We start from the raw sequence: 16,248 nt of genomic DNA, 5'->3' as shown, positions 1-16,248 counted from the left end.
ACGCTCGGTGGCGTGCCGCAGCGAGGACGCCCTCCCGGGGCCACCGGGCCCGTGCTCGGGCGCGCCCTGCGCGTGCTCGGAGCCTTCTCGCCGGACCGGCCGGCGTTGCGGCTGAGCGAGATCGCCCGCCGCGCCGGGCTGCCGTCCGCCACCGCGCACCGCGTGCTGCGGGAGTTCTGCGAGTGGGGCGCCCTCGAGCGTGACGAAGCGGGCGTCTACCGCGTCGGGCTGCGCCTGTGGGAGCTCGGTTCGCTCGCGCCGCGCGGGCTCGGCCTGCGGGAACGGGCCCTGCCGTTCCTCGAGGACCTGTCCCAGACCACCCGCGAGAACGTGCAGCTCGCCGTCCGCGAAGGCACCGAAGTCGTCTACATCGAACGGATCGCCGGCACCGGGGCCGTCCCGGTGCTGACCCGCGTCGGCGGGCGGTTCGCGCTGACCGCGACCGGGGTCGGGCTCGTCCTGCTCGCCCACGCCCCGGCCGAGGTGCAGGAGGACGTCCTCGCCGGCCCGATCGAGCGGTACACGTCCGAGACCGTCACCGACCCCGGCCGGCTGCGGCGCATGCTGGCCGACGTCCGCACGCACGGGTTCTCCATCAGCGAGCGCCAGGTGACCCTCGACAGCCTTTCCGTCGGCGCGCCGATCCACGACGCCCGCGGCCAGGTCGTCGCCGCCGTGTCGCTCGTGGTGCACCACGGCAGCGCGTCGCCGCACATGCTGGCCCCGCTGGTCATGACGAGCGCCCGCGCGATCTCCCGCGCACTCGGCTGACCACCTTCCATCTTATGGAAACGCCCTTCGCCGGCGGCCCCGCGTTCCCGCACGCTGTGGTCCCCGCCACGAGAGGACGAGCACATGAGCGCCATTCCCCGCGACCAGTGGTACGTCGCCGCCTACGGCTCCGAAATCGGCCCGGACCTGTTCAGCCGCACGATCTGCGGCGAGCCGATCCTGTTCTGGCGGACCCGCGGCGGCGAGGTCACCGCGGTGGCCGACCGCTGCGTCCACCGGCGCTTCCCGTTGTCCCAGGCCCCTTCCCGGCTCGTCGACGACCAGGTCGTCTGCGGCTACCACGGCTTCACCTACGGCGCCGACGGCAAGTGCGTGTCCGTGCCGGGCCAGGCACGGGTGCCGCGGACCGCGCGGCTGCGGCGCTACCCGCTGGTGGAGCAGGATTCGTTCGTCTGGGTGTTCATCGGCGACCCCGAGAAGGCGGACGCGGCCAGGATCCCGCGGGCGCCCTACCTCGACTCCCCCGGCTACACGACGGTCGCCGGCATGGAACCGTTGCGGGCGCGGTTTTCGCTGCTGGTCGACAACCTCCTGGACCTGTCCCACGAGACCTACCTGCACGGCGGCTACATCGGCACGCCGGAAGTCGCCGAAACCCCGATCACGACCGAGGTCGACGACGAGGCCGGGATCGTCTACGTGTCCCGGCACATGGCCGACGCGGCGTGCCCGCCGTTCTACGCCAAGTCCACCGGCCTGCAGGGCCGGATCACCCGCTGGCAGGACATCGAGTACACGCCGCCGTGCCTGTACAAGCTGCACAGCCGCATCGCGCCGGTCGGGTCCGTGCCCAACCCGGACGGCACCGACCCGGACGCCTTCCACGTCGAGGTGGTCTACGCGATCACGCCGGAGACCGAGCACTCGACCCACGACTTCTGGGCCGTGGCCCGGGATTTCGCGCTCGACGACGAAGGCGTGTCGGCCTTCCTCGCGGAGAACAACCGCACCGTGGTCCTGCAGGACGTCGAAGCCCTCGACGTCCTGGAGCGGGTGATCGCCGCCGAACCGGACGGCTACCAGGAGCTGTCGATCAACATCGACACCGGCGGGCTGGCGGCCCGGCGGCTGCTGCAGCGGCTGGTCACGTCGTGACGCGGCCGATGCTGACCGGCGACCGCGTCTACCGGATCCACTGGGTGCTCGGCACCGACCGGCTGCGCGCGGTCTGCCACTGCGGCGCCGAGCGGGAGTTCGACGACCCGGTGCCGTTGTGGGAATGGCTGCTCGCGCACCCCGAAGGACACTGATGACTCTCGAACTCCTGGTGGACCACAAGGAAAAGCTCGCCGACGACGTCGTCGGGGTGACGCTCCGTGCGCCGGACGGGCGCGCGCTGCCCGCGTGGGAACCGGGCGCGCACATCGACCTCGTGCTGCCCGGCGGCTTCGTCCGGCAGTACTCGCTGTGCGGACGGCCCGGGGACCGGCCGGCGTACCGGATCGCCGTGCTGCGCGAGCCCGGCGGCCGCGGCGGATCGGCGTACGTCCACGACGATCTCGTTGCCGGGCAACGAGTGCAGGTGGACGGCCCGCGCAACCACTTCGCGCTCGTCGACGCCAAGCGCTACCTGTTCCTCGCCGGCGGCATCGGCATCACGCCGATCCTGCCGATGCTCGACCGGGCCGCGGAAACGGGCCGCGACTGGCAGCTCGTCTACGGCGGCCGGACGCGCTCGGCGATGGCGTTCACCGCCGAGCTGCGCCGCCACGGCGACCGGGTGACGATCCAGGAGGGGCTGCTCGACCTCCCGGCGCTGCTGGCGGAGCCGCGGCCGGACACCGCGGTGTACTGCTGCGGCCCGGAACCGCTGCTGGCCGCGGTGGAACAGCACTGCGCCGGCTGGCCGGCGGACGCCCTGCACGTCGAGCGGTTCAGCCCGCTGGCCGACACCGGCGAGCACACGGCGTTCGAGGTCGAGCTGGCCGGATCGGGCCGCGTGCTGCGCGTGCCCGCGGACCGCTCGATCCTCGAGGTGGCCGAGGAAGCCGGCGTCACCGTGCTCTCGTCGTGTCGCGAAGGCACGTGCGGGACGTGCGAAACCGGCGTGCTCGCCGGCACCCCGGACCACCGCGACTCCGTGCTCACCGCCGCGGAACGGCGGGACGGGGACGTGATGATGATCTGCGTGTCGCGCTCGTGCACCCCGAAGCTGGTGCTCGACCTCTGACGGCGGTCAGGGCAGGACGACCAGCTTCCCGCGGGCCCGGTCGTCCTCCATGTACCGGTGCGCCTCGGCGATGTCGGCCAGCGCGAACACCCGGTCGACGTTCGGCCGGTACACGCCGGCCTCGACCTCGTCGACGATGCGCTGCAACGCCGCCGTGTCGCCCTTCATGTCGTCGCTGTGGAAGGCGGTCAGGCGGGTGCCGGACGGGATCATCGCCACCGGCTGGAAGTCCGCGATCGACCAGCCGCTGAGCGAACCGGCCACGCAGACCGTGCCGCCGCGGCGGACCAGGCGCAGCGACTCCACCGCCGTGCGGGCGCCGACGAGGTCCAGCACGTAGTCCGGGCCTTCGGGCCACAGCGCGCCGAGGCTCAGCGGCCCGCCGTCGTCGAGCACGACGTGGTGGACGCCGGCCGCGGTCAGCGCGTCCGCCTTGTCCGGCTGCCGGGTCGTCGCGGCGATCTCGAGGCCGTGCCCGCCGGCGATCGACGCGGCCGCCAGCCCCACCGACGACGTCCCGCCGCGGATCAGCAGCCGCTTGCCTTCGCCCGTTCCGGCGCCGAGCGCGTCCAGCGCGCCCTGGGCGGTCAGGTACGTCTCGGGCAGCGCGGCGAAGACGTCCCAGGGCAGGGTGGTGGTGACCGGCATCAGCAGGGAGTTCGGCAGCAGCGCGTATTCCGCGTAGCCGCCGTCGAACTCGCGCCCCATCTCCCCCATCACCGCGGCGACGGTCGTGCCCTCCGGCAGCGCGGGATCGGTGGCGGCGGCCACGACACCCACGCATTCGATCCCGAGCACGCGCGGGAACCGCACGTTCGGGGAGTGGCCCTGCCGGGTCCGCAGCTCCGAGCGGTTCAACCCCGCTCCCCGCACGCGGACCAGGCTCCAGGAGCCGCGGACCGCGGGGATCGGCAGCTCACGCAGCTGAAGTACGTCGGGGCCACCGGGCCCGGTACACACGGCGGCGCGCATCGTCCTGCTCACGGCCACACCGTTCCACGGCGAAAACCACTGCGGCAAGCCGTTTTCGGCCGGTGCCGCGCCGGAGCGGATGCCACCCCGGTGACCGGCTTGAGTTGCCGCCCCGCGGGTAACCCGGTTCCATGACCGAAGCCGAAAACGGACCCATCACCCCGGACGCGCCCCGGCCGCCCGGCACCCCGGACGTCGACCTCGACGTGGACGTGCCGGGCACCGACCGCGAGGAACCGGAGAACCAGGACGTCGAGGGCGACGCCGGGGAGCCCGAACCGCCCGGTTGATCACCGGATCGAGCGAATCCTGGCCGCGAACAGTGGACTTCGTGCTGCCTGCGCCCGTCCCGGCGTGCTTGGGTGTTCCCGGGCCGGCCCGGAACCACCGGCCGGCGGGCGAGGAAGGAAGCTGCGGTGCGCGGGTCCAGAGCGGGGTTGGCGGTGGCCGTCATGGTCCTGGTGGCGGCGACGGCGCCGGCCGCCGCGACGACGCCCGATCCGCTCGCGCCCTACCGGGACCAGAAGATCAGCTGGGGCGCCTGCCCGTTCAAGGGCGGCAAGGCGCAGTGCGCGCGGATCACCGTCCCGCGGGACTGGTCGGCGCCGTCCGCCGGGAAGAACCTCGAGGTGGCGATCAGCCGCGTGCCCGCGACGGGCGAGCGGCGCGGCGCCGTCCTGGTGAACCCGGGCGGGCCGGGCGGGCAGGGCACGTCGCTCGCCGGCGCTTTGGCCCGTCTCGAACCGGCCGTGAACGAGCACTACGACTTCGTCGGCATGGACCCGCGCGGCACCGGCCAGGAGGGCACCGACGACGACGGTTTCGTCTGCCGGGTGCCGGCCGGGCGGCTGCCGTCGGAGGACGACCTGGACGCGCGCGACCGCTCGGCCCGCAGCATCGCGCTGCACCAGCGGGTGCCGCGCGCCGTGGCCGAGGCCTGCCAGAGCGACGCGCTCGCGCCGTTCATCACCACCTGGCAGACCACCCACGACATGGACCTGATCCGCACGCTGCTGGGCGACGAGAAGCTGAACTACCTCGGCTACTCCTACGGCACGTGGCTGGGCGCGAAGTACGCGTCGCTGTTCCCCGGGCACGCCGGGCGGATGGTGCTCGACTCGAGCGTCAACTTCGAGGGCCGCCTGCAGGCCGCGTTCGAGGCGTTCCCGAAGATCGACCAGCGGCAGTTCGACCGCGTCTACGCGCCGTGGCTGGCCCGCCGGTTCCCGGAGCAGCTCGGCCGCACCACCGCGGAGGTCAAGCAGAACTGGGAGCGGGTGCGCGCGTACTACCGCAGCCAGGGCGTGTCACCGGACGACTTCGACCACGTCTTCGTCGGCAACGGCAGCACGCGGCAGTGGCTGGTCGGCGCGTTGATCCTGACGAAGGGCATGGCAGCGGTGCGGGGCACGCCCCCGGCCACGGCGGACGACCTCGACCAGGTGGCCCGCGTGGTGTACGGACGCCCGTCGGCCCAGCTGACGGCCGCCGACGTCGCACCGGAGCCGGACTACGAGGACGTACCGGGCACCCGCCTGGCGGTGGCGTGCGGCGACCAACCGACCCGCGGGGCGGCGTGGTACAAGCTGCTGAGCGATCTGCAGGGCCCGGCCTACCCGCTGTTCGGCTGGGCGTACGGGCTGAGCGAGCCGTGCGGCTTCTGGAGCGACCCGCCCCGCCACCAGCTGCCGACGGTGCCGCCGTCGGCCGCGAAGAACATCCTGGTGGTGCAGGGCGAGTTCGACCCGCAGACGGGCTACGAACAGGCCGAGGCGGCCGCGCGGGCGGCCGGGATCCCGATGATTTCGGTGGCGGATTCGCCGTTCCACGGCCAGTACGCGGTGAGCGGCAATTCCTGCGTGGACGAGCTGGTGACGGGCTACTTCCTGACGGGAACCCGCCCGGCGGCGACGATCTGCCCGGGAGTGCCGCTGCCGGGCGAGAAGGCGGTGTACCCGGTGGACGGCCCGGCGGGCGAGCCGACCCGCAAGCCGGAGCCGGCCCCGCGCGACGCGGAATCGCCCACGCGGGAGCGGCTCCAGGACCGGATCAGCGCCACCAACCGCGCTTACTGACGGGACCGGCCACCGCGGGAGCCGAATGGCTCCATCCCGCGCCGCCAAGCCCGGTCAGGAGCGCCCGCCGCCGGGTCGGCGGGCCCGGCGACGACCCTGTCCACCGGGCCCGGCAGCGGTCAGGACCCGACGGACAGCACCCGGTCGGCGCCACCCACCGCGGCCACCGCCCCCGACCCGACCGGCACCGCTACTGGGCCGAGTACGCGCCGCCGTTCAGGTCCTCGATCAGGGTCGGGCCCGTCGGGGTCCAGCCGAGCAGTTCCTGCGTGCTCGTGCTGGAGGCCGCCAGCTCCAGGGCGAAGAACGTGCCGATCCAGCCGAAGTGGGCCTGGACCTCCTCCGGCGGGATCGAGGCCACCGGCAGGTCGAACGCGCGGCCGATGGCCTCGGCGATCTCGCGCGTCGGCACTCCTTCCTCGGCCACCGCGTGCAGCCGCGCGCCCGCGGGGGCCTTTTCCAGGCCCAGCGCGACCAGGCGTGCCGCGTCCGTCACGTGGACCGCCGCCCAGCGGTTCGTTCCGTCGCCCGGGTAGCCCGCGACGCCCTTCTCGCGCGCGATCGCCGCCAGGATCGCGATGAACCCGTGGTCGCCCGTGCCGTGCACGGTCGGGGAAAACCGCAGGCTCACCGGGTGCACGCCGCGGGCGGCGAACTCCAGCGCGAGGTTCTCCGCGCCGCCGCGCGGGGAGTCCGGGCCGTGGAACGGCGACGGGTCCGCTTCGGTCGCCGGACGGCCCTGCGTCAGGCCGGCGACCCCCGCCGCCAGCAGGAACGGGCGGCCGCTGCCGGTCAGGGCCGTCCCGATCGTCTCGACGGCGGCGCGCTCGGCGGCGTTCGACGCTGCCGGGTCCGCCCAGTCGTGCTTGTTCGCGAGGTGGATGACGGCTTCGGCCTCGTCCGCACCGGCGCGGAGGCCGTCGAGGTCGTCCAGGTCGCCGCGGCGGACGCGGGCACCCTTCGCCTCGAGTTTCGCGGCCGAGGCGGCCGACCTGGCCAGCCCGGTGACCTCGTGGCCCGTGGCCAGCAGCTCGTCGACGACGGCGGAGCCGATCCAGCCGGAGGCTCCGGTGACGAAAACACGCATTGGCGATCTCCTTCGATGTCAGTCGCTGACATCCACCGTACGCCCCTATGTCAGCCGCTGTCATCACTCGGCCGGAACACTATCCTGGGACGCATGGTGCGCTGGGAACCCGGGACCGCGGAGCGGCTGCAGAAGGCCGCGCTCGAGCTGTTCGCCACGCGCGGGTTCGAGCAGACGACCGCCGCGGAGATCGCGCAGGCGGTCGGCCTGACCGAACGCACTTTTTTCCGTCACTTCAGCGACAAGCGCGAGGTGCTCTTCCACGGCCAGCAGCAGCTGGAACAGGCGTTCCTGGACGGCGTCGCGGCCGCGCCGGCGGAGGCGACGCCGCTGGAGGTCGTCGCGTCGGCGCTCCGCTCGGCGGCGGCCTTCTTCCCGGACGAGCGCCGCCCGCACTCCCGCGCGCGCCAGTCGGTGATCGACCGCAACCCGGCGCTGCAGGAGCGGGAGCAGCACAAGCTGACGACGTTGGCGACAACGGTCGCGGCGGCTCTGCGCGCCCGCGGCGTGGACGACCTCGCGGCCACGCTGGCCGCGGAATCGGGCGCGACGGTGTTCGGGATCGCGTTCGGCCGCTGGCTGCGCGACGGCGAGGAACGCTCACTCGCCGACCTGGCCACGGACGTGCTCGACGAACTGCTCACCCTGGCCGAGCAGGCGGCGCACGCCAGACGGTGAACCGGCGCCGGAAGGCGGCGCACGCCAGACGGTGAACCAGCGCCGGAAGGCGACTCGCGCCAAGCGGCGCGCCGAGGCCGAGGAGGCTGCCCGCCCCAGCGGTCAACCGGCGCGGAAACCAGTCCTTCCCGAGCCCTGGACCAGCGCCCACCCCGACCCGGTGAACCCCCTCCATCCGGTCACCGGATCCGTGTGTGTTTTCCCTCCCAGCGGGAAGCCACCCCGACGTGAGCGGTCATGGGGACCGCCGGCAGCCGGGAGGCGAAGCCCGATGACCGACACGGTGGCCCGCCCCACCCCGATCCCGCACCGGCCCGCGTGGCGGGCACCGCGCGGGTCGGTGATCCTCAAGACCGTCCGCACCACCGACCACAAGACGATCGGCGTGCTCTACCTGACCACGTCGTTCTGCTTCTTCCTCGTCGGCGGCCTGACGGCGCTGCTGATGCGCGGCGAGCTGGCCCACCCCGGCCTGCAGTTCCTCTCGCCCGAGCAGTACAACCAGCTGTTCACCATGCACGGCACGATCATGCTGCTGCTCTACGCCACGCCGAACCTGTTCGGGTTCGCCAACTTCGTGCTGCCGCTGCAGATCGGCTCGCCGGACGTCGCCTTCCCGCGGCTCAACGCCTTCTCCTACTGGCTCTACCTCTTCGGCGGGCTGATCGTGCTCTCGGGCTACCTCACCCCGGGTGGCCCGCCCGACTTCGGGTGGACGGCCTACACGCCGCTGTCGAACGCCATCCACTCGCCCGGCGTCGGCGGGGACCTGTGGATCGCCGGGCTGATCGTCACCGGCCTCGGCACCATCCTCGGCGCCGTCAACATGATCACCACCGTCGTGTGCCTGCGCTGCCCCGGGATGCTCATGTGGCGGATGCCGATCTTCACCTGGAACATCCTCTTCACGTCGATCCTGATCCTGCTGGCCTTCCCGATCCTCACCGCGGCCCTGTTCGGACTGCTGGCCGACCGGCACCTCGGCGCGCACGTCTTCGACCCCGAAAACGGCGGCGCGATCCTCTGGCAGCACCTGTTCTGGTTCTTCGGCCACCCCGAGGTCTACGTGGTCGCCCTGCCCTACTTCGGGATCGTCACCGAGATCATCCCGGTGTTCAGCCGGAAACCCCTGTTCGGCTACAAGACGATGGTGTTCGCGACGATCGGCATCACCGCGTTGTCGGCGGCGGTGTGGGCGCACCACATGTTCGCCACCGGCGCGGTGCTGCTGCCGTTCTTCTCGTTCATGACCTTCCTGATCGCCGTCCCGACCGGGATCAAGTTCTTCAACTGGATCGGCACCATGTGGAAGGGCCGGATCTCCTTCGAGTCGCCGATGACGTGGTCGGTCGGGTTCCTCGTCACCTTCCTGCTCGGCGGGCTGACCGGGATCATCCTCGCGTCGCCGCCGCTGGACTTCCACATCCACGACACCTACTTCGTGGTCGCGCACTTCCACTACGTCCTGTTCGGCACGATCGTGTTCGCCACCTTCGCCGGCATCTACTTCTGGTTCCCCAAGATCACCGGCCGGATGCTCGACGAACGCCTCGCGAAGTGGCACTTCTGGACCACGTTCGTCGGCTTCCACACGACGTTCCTCATCCAGCACTGGCTCGGCGACGCCGGCATGCCGCGCCGCTACGCCGACTACCTCTCCAGCGACGGCTTCACCTGGATGCACATGGTGTCCACGGTCGGGGCGTTCGTGCTCGGGCTGTCGGTGCTGCCGTTCGTCTGGAACGTCGTGAAGAGCTACCGCTACGGCGAGGCGATCGACGTCGACGACCCGTGGGGCCACGGCAACTCCCTCGAATGGGCGACGACCAGCCCGCCGCCGCGGCACAACTTCCTCGAGCTGCCGCGGATCCGCTCCGAGCGGCCCGCGTTCGAGCTGCACTACCCGCACATGGTCGAGCGGATGCGGGCCGAGGCGCACATCACGAAGGGACACCCGGGCGACGCGCCGTCGCCGTTCGAGGTCGCCGCGGGCGCCACCCAGCCCGCGGACCAGGGCGAGTCCGACGATCCGCGGGGGCGGTGAACGACGTGACCACTTCGCTCACGCCGTGGGAACGGCGCCAGCTGCGCGGGATCGAACGCGGCCTGCGGGAGACGGCCGGCGGGCTGCCGCTGCGCCTCGCACTGGACGCCACCGCGCTCGGGTTCGTGGGCGCCGGGATCTTCGTGGACCTGCCCTGGCTGTTCGCCGGCTGCGTCGCCGTCAACCTCGCGGCGTGCCTGCACCTGGACCGACGGAAGCGGAGGACGGAATGACGAAGGTGACCACCGGCGACCTGCGTGCGCTGCTCGGCTCGGCACTGCCGGACCCGGTGCTGGTGCTGACCGGCGGCCGGATCGTGGTCGAACCGGGCGAGGACCGGACGGCCGGCGCGAGCGAGGTGATCACGCGCGGCGACCTGCGGCAGCGCCTGGCGGGCGGCGAAGCCACCGACCGCGAGCTGGAGCTGATCGCCGCGACCCTCACCACCGCGGTCGTCGAGCGCGGCGCCTAGCGCTCGGACGCCCGGTCACCGGCGGCGGTGATCAGCCGCGCGGTCAGCCCGCCGGACGTCGCCGGGAACGTGTGCGGGCCGGGCACCGTGACCAGGCTGCCGCGCGGAGCCGCGTCGGCCAGCGACTGTGCCCAGCCGGACGGGCTGATCGTGTCGTGGCGGCCGCGGACCACCCGAACCGGGCACCGCACCTGCGGCATCAGCCGCTCGGGTTCGTCGCGCTGGGCGGACCGGATGAACCGCAGCAGCCGCGCCGGCCCGGCCCGCAGGTAGGCCGGGACGGTGCCGGGCAGCGCCGCGGGCGACTCGTGCACCACGTCGCGGAGGAAGGCCAGCGCGAGCGGGCCCAGCCGGCGCAGGCGCGGCGGGAACGTGGGCCCGGCGAGCACCAGCGCTTCGGCGAGCTCCGGGCGCCGGACCGCGACCGCCAGCACGATCTGCGCGGCCGTCGAGTGTCCGAACAGGACCGCGGGCCGGTCCAGCGCGTCGCTCAGCCAGCCGGTGACGACGTCGGTCATCGCGGACAGCTCCGGTTCGCACACCAGCGGGCCGCGCTCGCCGAACCCGGGCACGTCGAGCAGGTACGACGGCGCCGACGCCGCACACCCGTGCAGCGTGTCCACCAGGTAGCCGGGCGCGCCGAGCCCGGGCAGCAGCACGACCGGGGCGCGGCCGCCGCCACCGGCCGCGAGCACCCGCACCGCGCTCAGTTCTGCCCCGGATCGGCGGGACCGGTGTGGTGCTGCAGCTGCCGCCCGCGCTCCCGGTCGAACGTCACGGGGACCTCGGCGCCGACGAGCGGGCACAGCCGCAGCGCCTCGCGGGTCACGGCGTCGTAGAGCTCGTCGGTGCTCGCGCCCGGCAGGTAGACGTCGACGGCCGCGCGCAGTTCGTAGCCGCCGTCGTGGCGGTGGGCCAAGGTGACTTTCGCGGTGACGACGCTTTCCCCGGTCTCGACGTCCAGCGACGTGGCGGCGATCGTCAGCGACTGGTGCAGGCACGTGGCGAGCGCGGCGGCGTAGAGCCGTTCCGGGTTCAGCGCGTCGGCCGTGCCGTCGCCGCTGGGCTCGCCGACGGCGAAGGCGAGGTCGCCGCGCCCGTCGACCCGGACGCTGCCGCGGCTCGACGTCGCCTCCGCCGAGTAGATGTCCTGTCCCATCGCGGACCTGGCGATCAGAGGATGGGCGTGCCGCCGGTGACGGCGATGCGCGCCCCGGACACGTAGCTGCCGTCGTCCGACGCGAGCAGGACGTACACCGGGGCCAGCTCCGCGGGCTGTCCGGCCCGGCCGAGCGGCACCTGCTTGCCGAACGACTCGACCTGCTCCGGGGGCATCGTCGAGGGGATCAGCGGCGTCCAGATCGGACCCGGCGCCACGCTGTTGACGCGGATCCCCTTCGGCCCGAGCAGCTGGGCCAGCGCGGCGCACATGTTGGCCACGCCCGCCTTCGTGACGTCGTAAGGCATCAGCTGCGGAGTGGGGTTGTCGGAGTTGACCGACGAGCTGCCGATGATCGCCGCGCCCGGCTCCAGGTGCGGGACGGCCGCCTTGGCGAGGTGGAAGAACGCGCTGAGGTTGGTGGCCAGCGTGTGGTCCCACTCCTCGTCCGGGATCTCTTCCAGGGTCTCGTGCGTCATCTGGAAGGCGGCGTTGTTCACCAGGACGTCGAGCCGGCCGAACTCCTCGACCGCGCGGGCGACGAGGGCCCGGCAGTGCGCGGGATCGGCGACGTCGCCGGGCACGACGACGGCCTTGCGGCCCGCCTCCTCGACCCAGCGGCGGGTCTCCTCGGCGTCCTCGTGCTCGTTCAGGTAGGAGATCAGCACGTCGGCGCCCTCGCGGGCGTAGGCGATGGCGACCGCGCGGCCGATGCCGCTGTCGGCGCCGGTGATCAGCGCGGCCTTGCCGGTCAGCTTGCCGGAGCCGCGGTAGCTGTGCTCGCCGTGGTCGGGCCGCGGCGTCATCTCCCCGGTCGTCCCGGGCGGGCTCTGCTGCTGGGCGGGCTGGGACACGACAGGCTCCTCCATGACGGGGTCAGTCCTCCCGTGGTACCCCGGTGCCGCGCCTTCACACGCGGCGCTTGCGCCCCAGGAGGTGGAATACCCGGCTGAGCTGCCGGTAGGGATCCCGCCGTCCGGCTTCGAACTCGACGGCGGCCACCTTCTCCGCGTCGGCGGGGTCCAGTTCGGCGCCACCGAACCCGAGCCAGTCGACGAACAGCCAGACGCCGTACCACCGGAGGGGCTCGACGCCGCGCTCGCGCAGGCGGGCGCTCAGCTCGGCCACCGTGTCGGCTCGCGTGGGGACGCCCAGCACGCCGGTCTCGGTCCGGGCGTCGAACGCCGCCAGCGCGTCGTCCCAGCGGCGCTCCAGGGCCGGGCGCACCGCCATGGCGTCGGCGTTGCCCGTCATGATCGAGACCACGCCCCCGGGCGCGGCGCACCGGCACAGCTGGTCGAGCACCGGTTCCGGGCGCTCCAGGTAGCCGAGGACGCCGTGGCACAGCACGGCGTCGAACCGCCGTCCGGCCACCGCCGCCTCGGCGTGCTCGCCGGCGGCCCGCACGAACGTCACCCCGTCGCGCAGCCCGCCGGGCAGCCGGTCCCGCGCCTTGCCGAGCATCGCCGCGGACGGCTCCAGCAGGGTGATGTCGTATCCGGCCTGGGCCAGCGGGAACGACTGGTGGCCGGCGCCGCCGCCGACGTCGAGCACGGACGCCGGCGGCGGGGGCAGGTGCGCGAGCAGCTGGCGGTGCAGCACCGCGGTCCGGACCCGCCCCTTCAGCGAGGAGTACGCGTCATCGGCGAAGCGGCCGGCCAAGCCGGCCCACGTGTCGTCGGCCATCCGGCCACCTTACGACCATAAAAGTCGTCACTTCGATGACTTCATACTTGTCGTCGTTCGGACGACATGGCACAATGAAGGTGCGTGTTGACATGACCCATCGTCGACCCGGAGGAGGACACGATGTTGATGCGCACCGACCCGTTCCGTGAGCTCGACCGTTTCGCCCAGCAGGTCTTCGGGAGCCCCGGCACGTGGTCCAAGCCGGCCGCGATGCCCATGGACGCCTACCGCGCCGGCGACGAGTTCGTCGTCTGCTTCGACCTGCCCGGCGTGAGCAAGGACGCCATCGAGCTCGACATCGAACGCAACGTCCTGACCGTCAAGGCCGAGCGACGGCCCCTCGCCGACGGCGACGACGTCCAGATGCAGGTTTCCGAACGCCCCCTCGGCGTCTTCTCCCGCCAGCTGTTCCTCGGCGACACCCTCGACGCCGACCACATCGCGGCCGAGTACGAGGCCGGCGTGCTGACCCTGCGCATCCCGATCGCCGAGAAGGCCAAGCCGCGCCGCATCGAGATCACCGGCGCGGAGCCGGACCGCAAGCAGCTCCAGGCCTGACCCCTTCCCCGCGGCGGACCGGCGGCCCCGGCCCGCCGCGGACGACTCCCGGGAACCTCCGCATGAACGACCCCGTCCGCGCCGCGGCGGAGCGGATCTTCGCCGCGGCCGACGCACTCGGCACCACCCGCCAGGAAGCCGTCCTGGTCACCCGCGCCGTCCACGCGGTCAAGCACGGCCGCCCCACCGACGTCGCCCTCACCGACTCCGGCCCGCACCCGCGGCGCAAGCTCGCCCACGTCGTCGGCTGCGTGCTGTGGGACCCGCACCTCAACGCCGACGACGTGCTCGCCGCGGTCACCGGCGGCACCCGCCAGGCCGCCGCCGCGTAAGTCCACTGTGGACAACACCGGACACGCCGGTTAGCCGGCCGGAACCCGGGTATGCCGCACGCGCCGGACCAGACGGGCCGAAGGAGGCGCTGTGCGTGCGATGGTCTACCGCGGGCCGTACAAGGTGCGCGTCGAGGAAAAAGACGTTCCCCCGATCGAGCACCCCGGCGACGCGATCGTCCGGGTGAAGCTGGCCGCCATCTGCGGCTCCGACCTGCACCTCTACCACGGGATGATGCCCGACACCCGGGTCGGGACGACGTTCGGGCACGAGTTCATCGGCGTCGTCGAGGACGTCGGCCCGGACGTGCGGAACCTCCAGCGCGGCGACCGGGTGATGGTGCCGTTCAACGTCTTCTGCGGCACATGCTGGTTCTGCGCCCGCGGCCTGTACTCCAACTGCCACAACGTCAACCCGAACGCCACCGCCGTCGGCGGCATCTACGGCTACTCGCACACCTGCGGCGGCTACGACGGCGGGCAGGCCGAGTTCGTCCGGGTGCCGTTCGCCGACGTCGGGCCGTCGGTGATCCCGGACTGGCTGGACGACGAAGACGCCGTCCTGCTCACCGACGCGCTCGCCACCGGCTACTTCGGCGCCCAGCTCGGCGAGATCGCCGAAGGTGACGTCGTGGTCGTGTTCGGGGCCGGCCCGGTCGGGCTGTTCGCGGCGAAGTCGGCGTGGCTGATGGGCGCGGGCCGGGTGATCGTCATCGACCACCTGGAGGACCGGCTGGCGAAGGCGCGGACGTTCGCCCACGCCGAGACGTACAACTTCACCGAGTACGACGACATCGTCGTGCACCTGAAGAAGATCACCGACCACCTCGGTGCCGACGTCGCGATCGACGCGGTGGGCGCCGAGGCCGACGGCAACTTCACCCAGCACGTCACGTCGGCCAAGCTGAAGCTGCAGGGCGGCTCGCCGGTGGCGCTCAACTGGTGCATCGACGGCGTCCGCAAGGGCGGCACGATCTCGGTGATGGGCGCCTACGGCCCGATGTTCAGCGCCGTCAAGTTCGGCGACGCGCTCAACAAGGGCCTGACGCTGCGGATGAACCAGTGCCCGGTGAAGCGCCAGTGGCCGCGGCTGCTCGAGCACATCCGCAACGGCTACCTCAAGCCGAGCGACGTCGTCACCCACCGCATCCCGCTCGAGCACATCGCCGAGGGCTACCACATGTTTTCCGCCAAGGTGGACGGCTGCATCAAGCCGCTCATCGTCGTCTGAGGAGGCAACGACCATGGCGTACACGTCGGAGCGGCCGCCGATCGCGGAGTCGAGCGACGAGCTGCGCGCGCGGATCCCGGGGTGGGGCGCGGACCTGGACCCGGAGGACCGGCCGTCGGTGCCGAAGCTGCGGTGGCAGGAGGACCGGACGGGGGCGCACTGGGACTTCCCGGAGCGCCAGCCGGAGAAGCGGCCGCGGGAACGTTCGATCGAGCACAAGTTCCTGACGCCGGTCTTCGGGACGGCGTGCCCGCCGCGCGGGCTGTCCGGAGCGCTGCGGCGGTTGTCGTACCGCAGGTACAGCGAGGGGCGGGCGGCGCACTGGCTGCTCCTGCTGGCGGCCGACCGGGTCGACGCGTGGGAGAGCCACCTGCGGTCGTTCGCCACGACGCGCCCGGACAACCCGGTCACGGAAACGGGCGTGCTGAGCGAGTTCCGCCGGCACGGCGTTTCTTCGCGGTTCGGGCGGAAACGCGCGGACGTGAAGCACCAGTGGCTGGACCCGATCATCGTGGCGGGCCCGTGGGTGGCGCTGGCGGCCGCGGCGATCCGGGCCGTGGCGCGCCGCCGCCGGTGACGGGGCCGGCGGTAGCGGCGTCCAGCCGGTGGGTCGACGAGGAGGGCGTCCGCGAGCCGGGTGGTTCGGTGCACGCGTGGCAGCGCGGGACGAACCAGACGTTGTGCGGAGTTCCGTTGCACAAGGCGGGACTGGAGCGGTTCCCGCACGTGCTGTGGATCGACGCCCGCTGGCTGGCGGACACGACGGAGGAGCGCATGGTGCTGTGCCACCGCTGCACGGCAGCCGCGGGCGACCGCGGCGACCGGCGGCGGTGGACCCGCCACCGGCCGCGCCCCTGAGCCCTTCGGGCACGGCCGAGCCCGGCCCGCCCCCGCTCAGCACCGCCCCACCACCCACGCGAAGCACGCCCGCCGACCGGCCCGCACGCCCCGCATCGCCCGAATCAGGGCCCCACAACCGCCCCCACCAC

21 protein-coding genes are annotated in these 16,248 nt (G+C 72.8%); 15 read left to right on the top strand and 6 right to left on the bottom strand.

The window, feature by feature from the left end:
* The first annotated feature begins 12 nt into the window (after nucleotides 1-12).
* The 4 genes from BT341_RS15565 (at nucleotide 13) to BT341_RS15555 (ending at nucleotide 2,962) form a co-directional block, all read left to right on the top strand.
* Nucleotides 13-771, top strand: a complete 759-nt coding sequence (locus BT341_RS15565; protein ID WP_072476987.1) for an IclR family transcriptional regulator — start codon at nucleotides 13-15, stop codon at nucleotides 769-771.
* 84 nt (nucleotides 772-855) lie between these two features.
* Nucleotides 856-1,887: an aromatic ring-hydroxylating oxygenase subunit alpha gene (locus BT341_RS15560; protein ID WP_072476986.1), complete on the top strand. Its 1,032-nt coding sequence runs from the start codon at nucleotides 856-858 to the stop codon at nucleotides 1,885-1,887.
* On the top strand, nucleotides 1,884-2,042 hold the full coding sequence (locus tag BT341_RS44280; protein ID WP_143168559.1) for a hypothetical protein: 159 nt from the start codon (nucleotides 1,884-1,886) through the stop codon (nucleotides 2,040-2,042). The genes BT341_RS15560 and BT341_RS44280 overlap by 4 nt, the downstream gene beginning before the upstream one ends.
* Nucleotides 2,042-2,962, top strand: coding sequence for a PDR/VanB family oxidoreductase (locus BT341_RS15555; protein WP_072476985.1), 921 nt, complete (start codon nucleotides 2,042-2,044; stop codon nucleotides 2,960-2,962). Before BT341_RS44280 ends, BT341_RS15555 begins: the two co-directional genes overlap by 1 nt.
* Nucleotides 2,963-2,968: 6 nt before the next feature.
* On the opposite strand, the gene BT341_RS15550 is transcribed toward BT341_RS15555, so the two are convergent.
* Nucleotides 2,969-3,946, bottom strand: a complete 978-nt coding sequence (locus BT341_RS15550; protein WP_245804989.1) for a zinc-binding dehydrogenase — start codon at nucleotides 3,944-3,946, stop codon at nucleotides 2,969-2,971.
* Between the two features lie 119 nt (nucleotides 3,947-4,065).
* Here BT341_RS15550 and BT341_RS45315 point away from each other — a divergent pair, with 119 nt between their 5' ends.
* Both BT341_RS45315 and BT341_RS15545 read left to right on the top strand, forming a co-directional pair.
* Complete coding sequence (locus BT341_RS45315) at nucleotides 4,066-4,224, top strand: hypothetical protein (protein ID WP_177328814.1); 159 nt, start codon at nucleotides 4,066-4,068, stop codon at nucleotides 4,222-4,224.
* A 126-nt stretch (nucleotides 4,225-4,350) separates the two neighbouring features.
* Entirely contained in the window at nucleotides 4,351-6,009 is a 1,659-nt protein-coding gene (locus BT341_RS15545; protein WP_245804988.1) for an alpha/beta fold hydrolase, read from the top strand.
* A gap of 190 nt (nucleotides 6,010-6,199) precedes the next feature.
* Here BT341_RS15545 and BT341_RS15540 read toward each other — a convergent pair whose 3' ends face one another.
* Nucleotides 6,200-7,096, bottom strand: a complete 897-nt coding sequence (locus BT341_RS15540) for an SDR family oxidoreductase (protein ID WP_072476982.1) — start codon at nucleotides 7,094-7,096, stop codon at nucleotides 6,200-6,202.
* A 93-nt stretch (nucleotides 7,097-7,189) separates the two neighbouring features.
* On the opposite strand from BT341_RS15540, the gene BT341_RS15535 reads away from it, so the two are divergent.
* The 4 genes from BT341_RS15535 to BT341_RS15520 all read left to right on the top strand — a co-directional run bounded on the left by BT341_RS15535 (nucleotide 7,190) and on the right by BT341_RS15520 (nucleotide 10,290).
* Nucleotides 7,190-7,774, top strand: a complete 585-nt coding sequence (locus BT341_RS15535) for a TetR family transcriptional regulator (protein WP_072476981.1) — start codon at nucleotides 7,190-7,192, stop codon at nucleotides 7,772-7,774.
* A gap of 271 nt (nucleotides 7,775-8,045) precedes the next feature.
* A complete protein-coding gene (gene ctaD / locus BT341_RS15530) occupies nucleotides 8,046-9,818 on the top strand; it encodes an aa3-type cytochrome oxidase subunit I (RefSeq protein ID WP_072476980.1) in 1,773 nt (590 codons plus the stop codon).
* A 5-nt stretch (nucleotides 9,819-9,823) separates the two neighbouring features.
* The gene (locus BT341_RS15525) at nucleotides 9,824-10,051 is read left to right on the top strand and encodes a hypothetical protein (RefSeq protein WP_143168558.1); all 228 of its coding nucleotides are present in this window, start codon (nucleotides 9,824-9,826) and stop codon (nucleotides 10,049-10,051) included.
* On the top strand, nucleotides 10,048-10,290 hold the full coding sequence (locus tag BT341_RS15520) for a hypothetical protein (protein ID WP_072476978.1): 243 nt from the start codon (nucleotides 10,048-10,050) through the stop codon (nucleotides 10,288-10,290). Before BT341_RS15525 ends, BT341_RS15520 begins: the two co-directional genes overlap by 4 nt.
* Here BT341_RS15520 and BT341_RS15515 read toward each other — a convergent pair.
* The 4 genes from BT341_RS15515 to BT341_RS15500 are packed head-to-tail and all read right to left on the bottom strand — an operon-like array spanning nucleotide 10,287 to nucleotide 13,135.
* The gene (locus BT341_RS15515; RefSeq protein WP_072476977.1) at nucleotides 10,287-10,991 is read right to left on the bottom strand and encodes an alpha/beta fold hydrolase; all 705 of its coding nucleotides are present in this window, start codon (nucleotides 10,989-10,991) and stop codon (nucleotides 10,287-10,289) included. The two genes, BT341_RS15520 and BT341_RS15515, sit on opposite strands and share 4 nt — an antisense overlap.
* A 5-nt stretch (nucleotides 10,992-10,996) precedes the next feature.
* Nucleotides 10,997-11,449 carry an OsmC family protein gene (locus tag BT341_RS15510; protein ID WP_072476976.1) on the bottom strand — a complete coding sequence of 151 codons (453 nt, stop codon included), beginning with the start codon at nucleotides 11,447-11,449 and terminating at the stop codon, nucleotides 10,997-10,999.
* Between the two features lie 14 nt (nucleotides 11,450-11,463).
* The gene (locus BT341_RS15505) at nucleotides 11,464-12,318 is read right to left on the bottom strand and encodes a glucose 1-dehydrogenase (RefSeq protein ID WP_072476975.1); all 855 of its coding nucleotides are present in this window, start codon (nucleotides 12,316-12,318) and stop codon (nucleotides 11,464-11,466) included.
* 40 nt (nucleotides 12,319-12,358) lie between these two features.
* On the bottom strand, nucleotides 12,359-13,135 hold the full coding sequence (locus tag BT341_RS15500) for a methyltransferase (protein WP_072476974.1): 777 nt from the start codon (nucleotides 13,133-13,135) through the stop codon (nucleotides 12,359-12,361).
* Nucleotides 13,136-13,258: 123 nt separating this feature from the next.
* Here BT341_RS15500 and BT341_RS15495 point away from each other — a divergent pair, with 123 nt between their 5' ends.
* The 5 genes from BT341_RS15495 to BT341_RS15475 all read left to right on the top strand — a co-directional run bounded on the left by BT341_RS15495 (nucleotide 13,259) and on the right by BT341_RS15475 (nucleotide 16,117).
* Nucleotides 13,259-13,696, top strand: coding sequence for an Hsp20/alpha crystallin family protein (locus BT341_RS15495; RefSeq protein ID WP_072476973.1), 438 nt, complete (start codon nucleotides 13,259-13,261; stop codon nucleotides 13,694-13,696).
* A gap of 62 nt (nucleotides 13,697-13,758) precedes the next feature.
* Nucleotides 13,759-14,028 (top strand): hypothetical protein, encoded by a 270-nt coding sequence (locus BT341_RS15490; RefSeq protein ID WP_072476972.1) that lies wholly within the window; start codon nucleotides 13,759-13,761, stop codon nucleotides 14,026-14,028.
* Between the two features lie 100 nt (nucleotides 14,029-14,128).
* On the top strand, nucleotides 14,129-15,259 hold the full coding sequence (locus tag BT341_RS15485) for a zinc-dependent alcohol dehydrogenase (protein WP_245805313.1): 1,131 nt from the start codon (nucleotides 14,129-14,131) through the stop codon (nucleotides 15,257-15,259).
* Nucleotides 15,260-15,272: 13 nt separating this feature from the next.
* A complete protein-coding gene (locus tag BT341_RS15480) occupies nucleotides 15,273-15,836 on the top strand; it encodes a hypothetical protein (RefSeq protein WP_072476970.1) in 564 nt (187 codons plus the stop codon).
* Nucleotides 15,833-16,117, top strand: coding sequence for a hypothetical protein (locus BT341_RS15475; RefSeq protein WP_072481974.1), 285 nt, complete (start codon nucleotides 15,833-15,835; stop codon nucleotides 16,115-16,117). The genes BT341_RS15480 and BT341_RS15475 overlap by 4 nt, the downstream gene beginning before the upstream one ends.
* The last annotated feature ends 131 nt before the right edge of the window (nucleotides 16,118-16,248 follow it).

Origin of the sequence: Amycolatopsis australiensis, assembly GCF_900119165.1 — a bacterium.
GTDB classification, from domain to species: Bacteria; Actinomycetota; Actinomycetes; order Mycobacteriales; family Pseudonocardiaceae; genus Amycolatopsis; species Amycolatopsis australiensis.
This window is presented reverse-complemented; position numbering and strand designations above follow the sequence as displayed.

Bases quoted from the DNA above. Each gene is read 5' to 3' on its own strand.
- BT341_RS15505 (WP_072476975.1), bottom strand. From the start codon at position 12,318: ATGGAGGAGCCTGTCGTGTCCCAGCCCGCCCAGCAGCAGAGCCCGCCC.
- BT341_RS15560 (WP_072476986.1), top strand. From the start codon at position 856: ATGAGCGCCATTCCCCGCGACCAGTGGTACGTCGCCGCCTACGGCTCC.
- BT341_RS15495 (WP_072476973.1), top strand. From the start codon at position 13,259: ATGTTGATGCGCACCGACCCGTTCCGTGAGCTCGACCGTTTCGCCCAG.
- BT341_RS15520 (WP_072476978.1), top strand. From the start codon at position 10,048: ATGACGAAGGTGACCACCGGCGACCTGCGTGCGCTGCTCGGCTCGGCA.
- BT341_RS15480 (WP_072476970.1), top strand. From the start codon at position 15,273: ATGGCGTACACGTCGGAGCGGCCGCCGATCGCGGAGTCGAGCGACGAG.
- BT341_RS15490 (WP_072476972.1), top strand. From the start codon at position 13,759: ATGAACGACCCCGTCCGCGCCGCGGCGGAGCGGATCTTCGCCGCGGCC.
- ctaD (WP_072476980.1), top strand. From the start codon at position 8,046: ATGACCGACACGGTGGCCCGCCCCACCCCGATCCCGCACCGGCCCGCG.
- BT341_RS45315 (WP_177328814.1), top strand. From the start codon at position 4,066: ATGACCGAAGCCGAAAACGGACCCATCACCCCGGACGCGCCCCGGCCG.
- BT341_RS15535 (WP_072476981.1), top strand. From the start codon at position 7,190: ATGGTGCGCTGGGAACCCGGGACCGCGGAGCGGCTGCAGAAGGCCGCG.
- BT341_RS15485 (WP_245805313.1), top strand. From the start codon at position 14,129: ATGGTCTACCGCGGGCCGTACAAGGTGCGCGTCGAGGAAAAAGACGTT.
- BT341_RS15500 (WP_072476974.1), bottom strand. From the start codon at position 13,135: ATGGCCGACGACACGTGGGCCGGCTTGGCCGGCCGCTTCGCCGATGAC.
- BT341_RS15555 (WP_072476985.1), top strand. From the start codon at position 2,042: ATGACTCTCGAACTCCTGGTGGACCACAAGGAAAAGCTCGCCGACGAC.
- BT341_RS15540 (WP_072476982.1), bottom strand. From the start codon at position 7,096: ATGCGTGTTTTCGTCACCGGAGCCTCCGGCTGGATCGGCTCCGCCGTC.
- BT341_RS15510 (WP_072476976.1), bottom strand. From the start codon at position 11,449: ATGGGACAGGACATCTACTCGGCGGAGGCGACGTCGAGCCGCGGCAGC.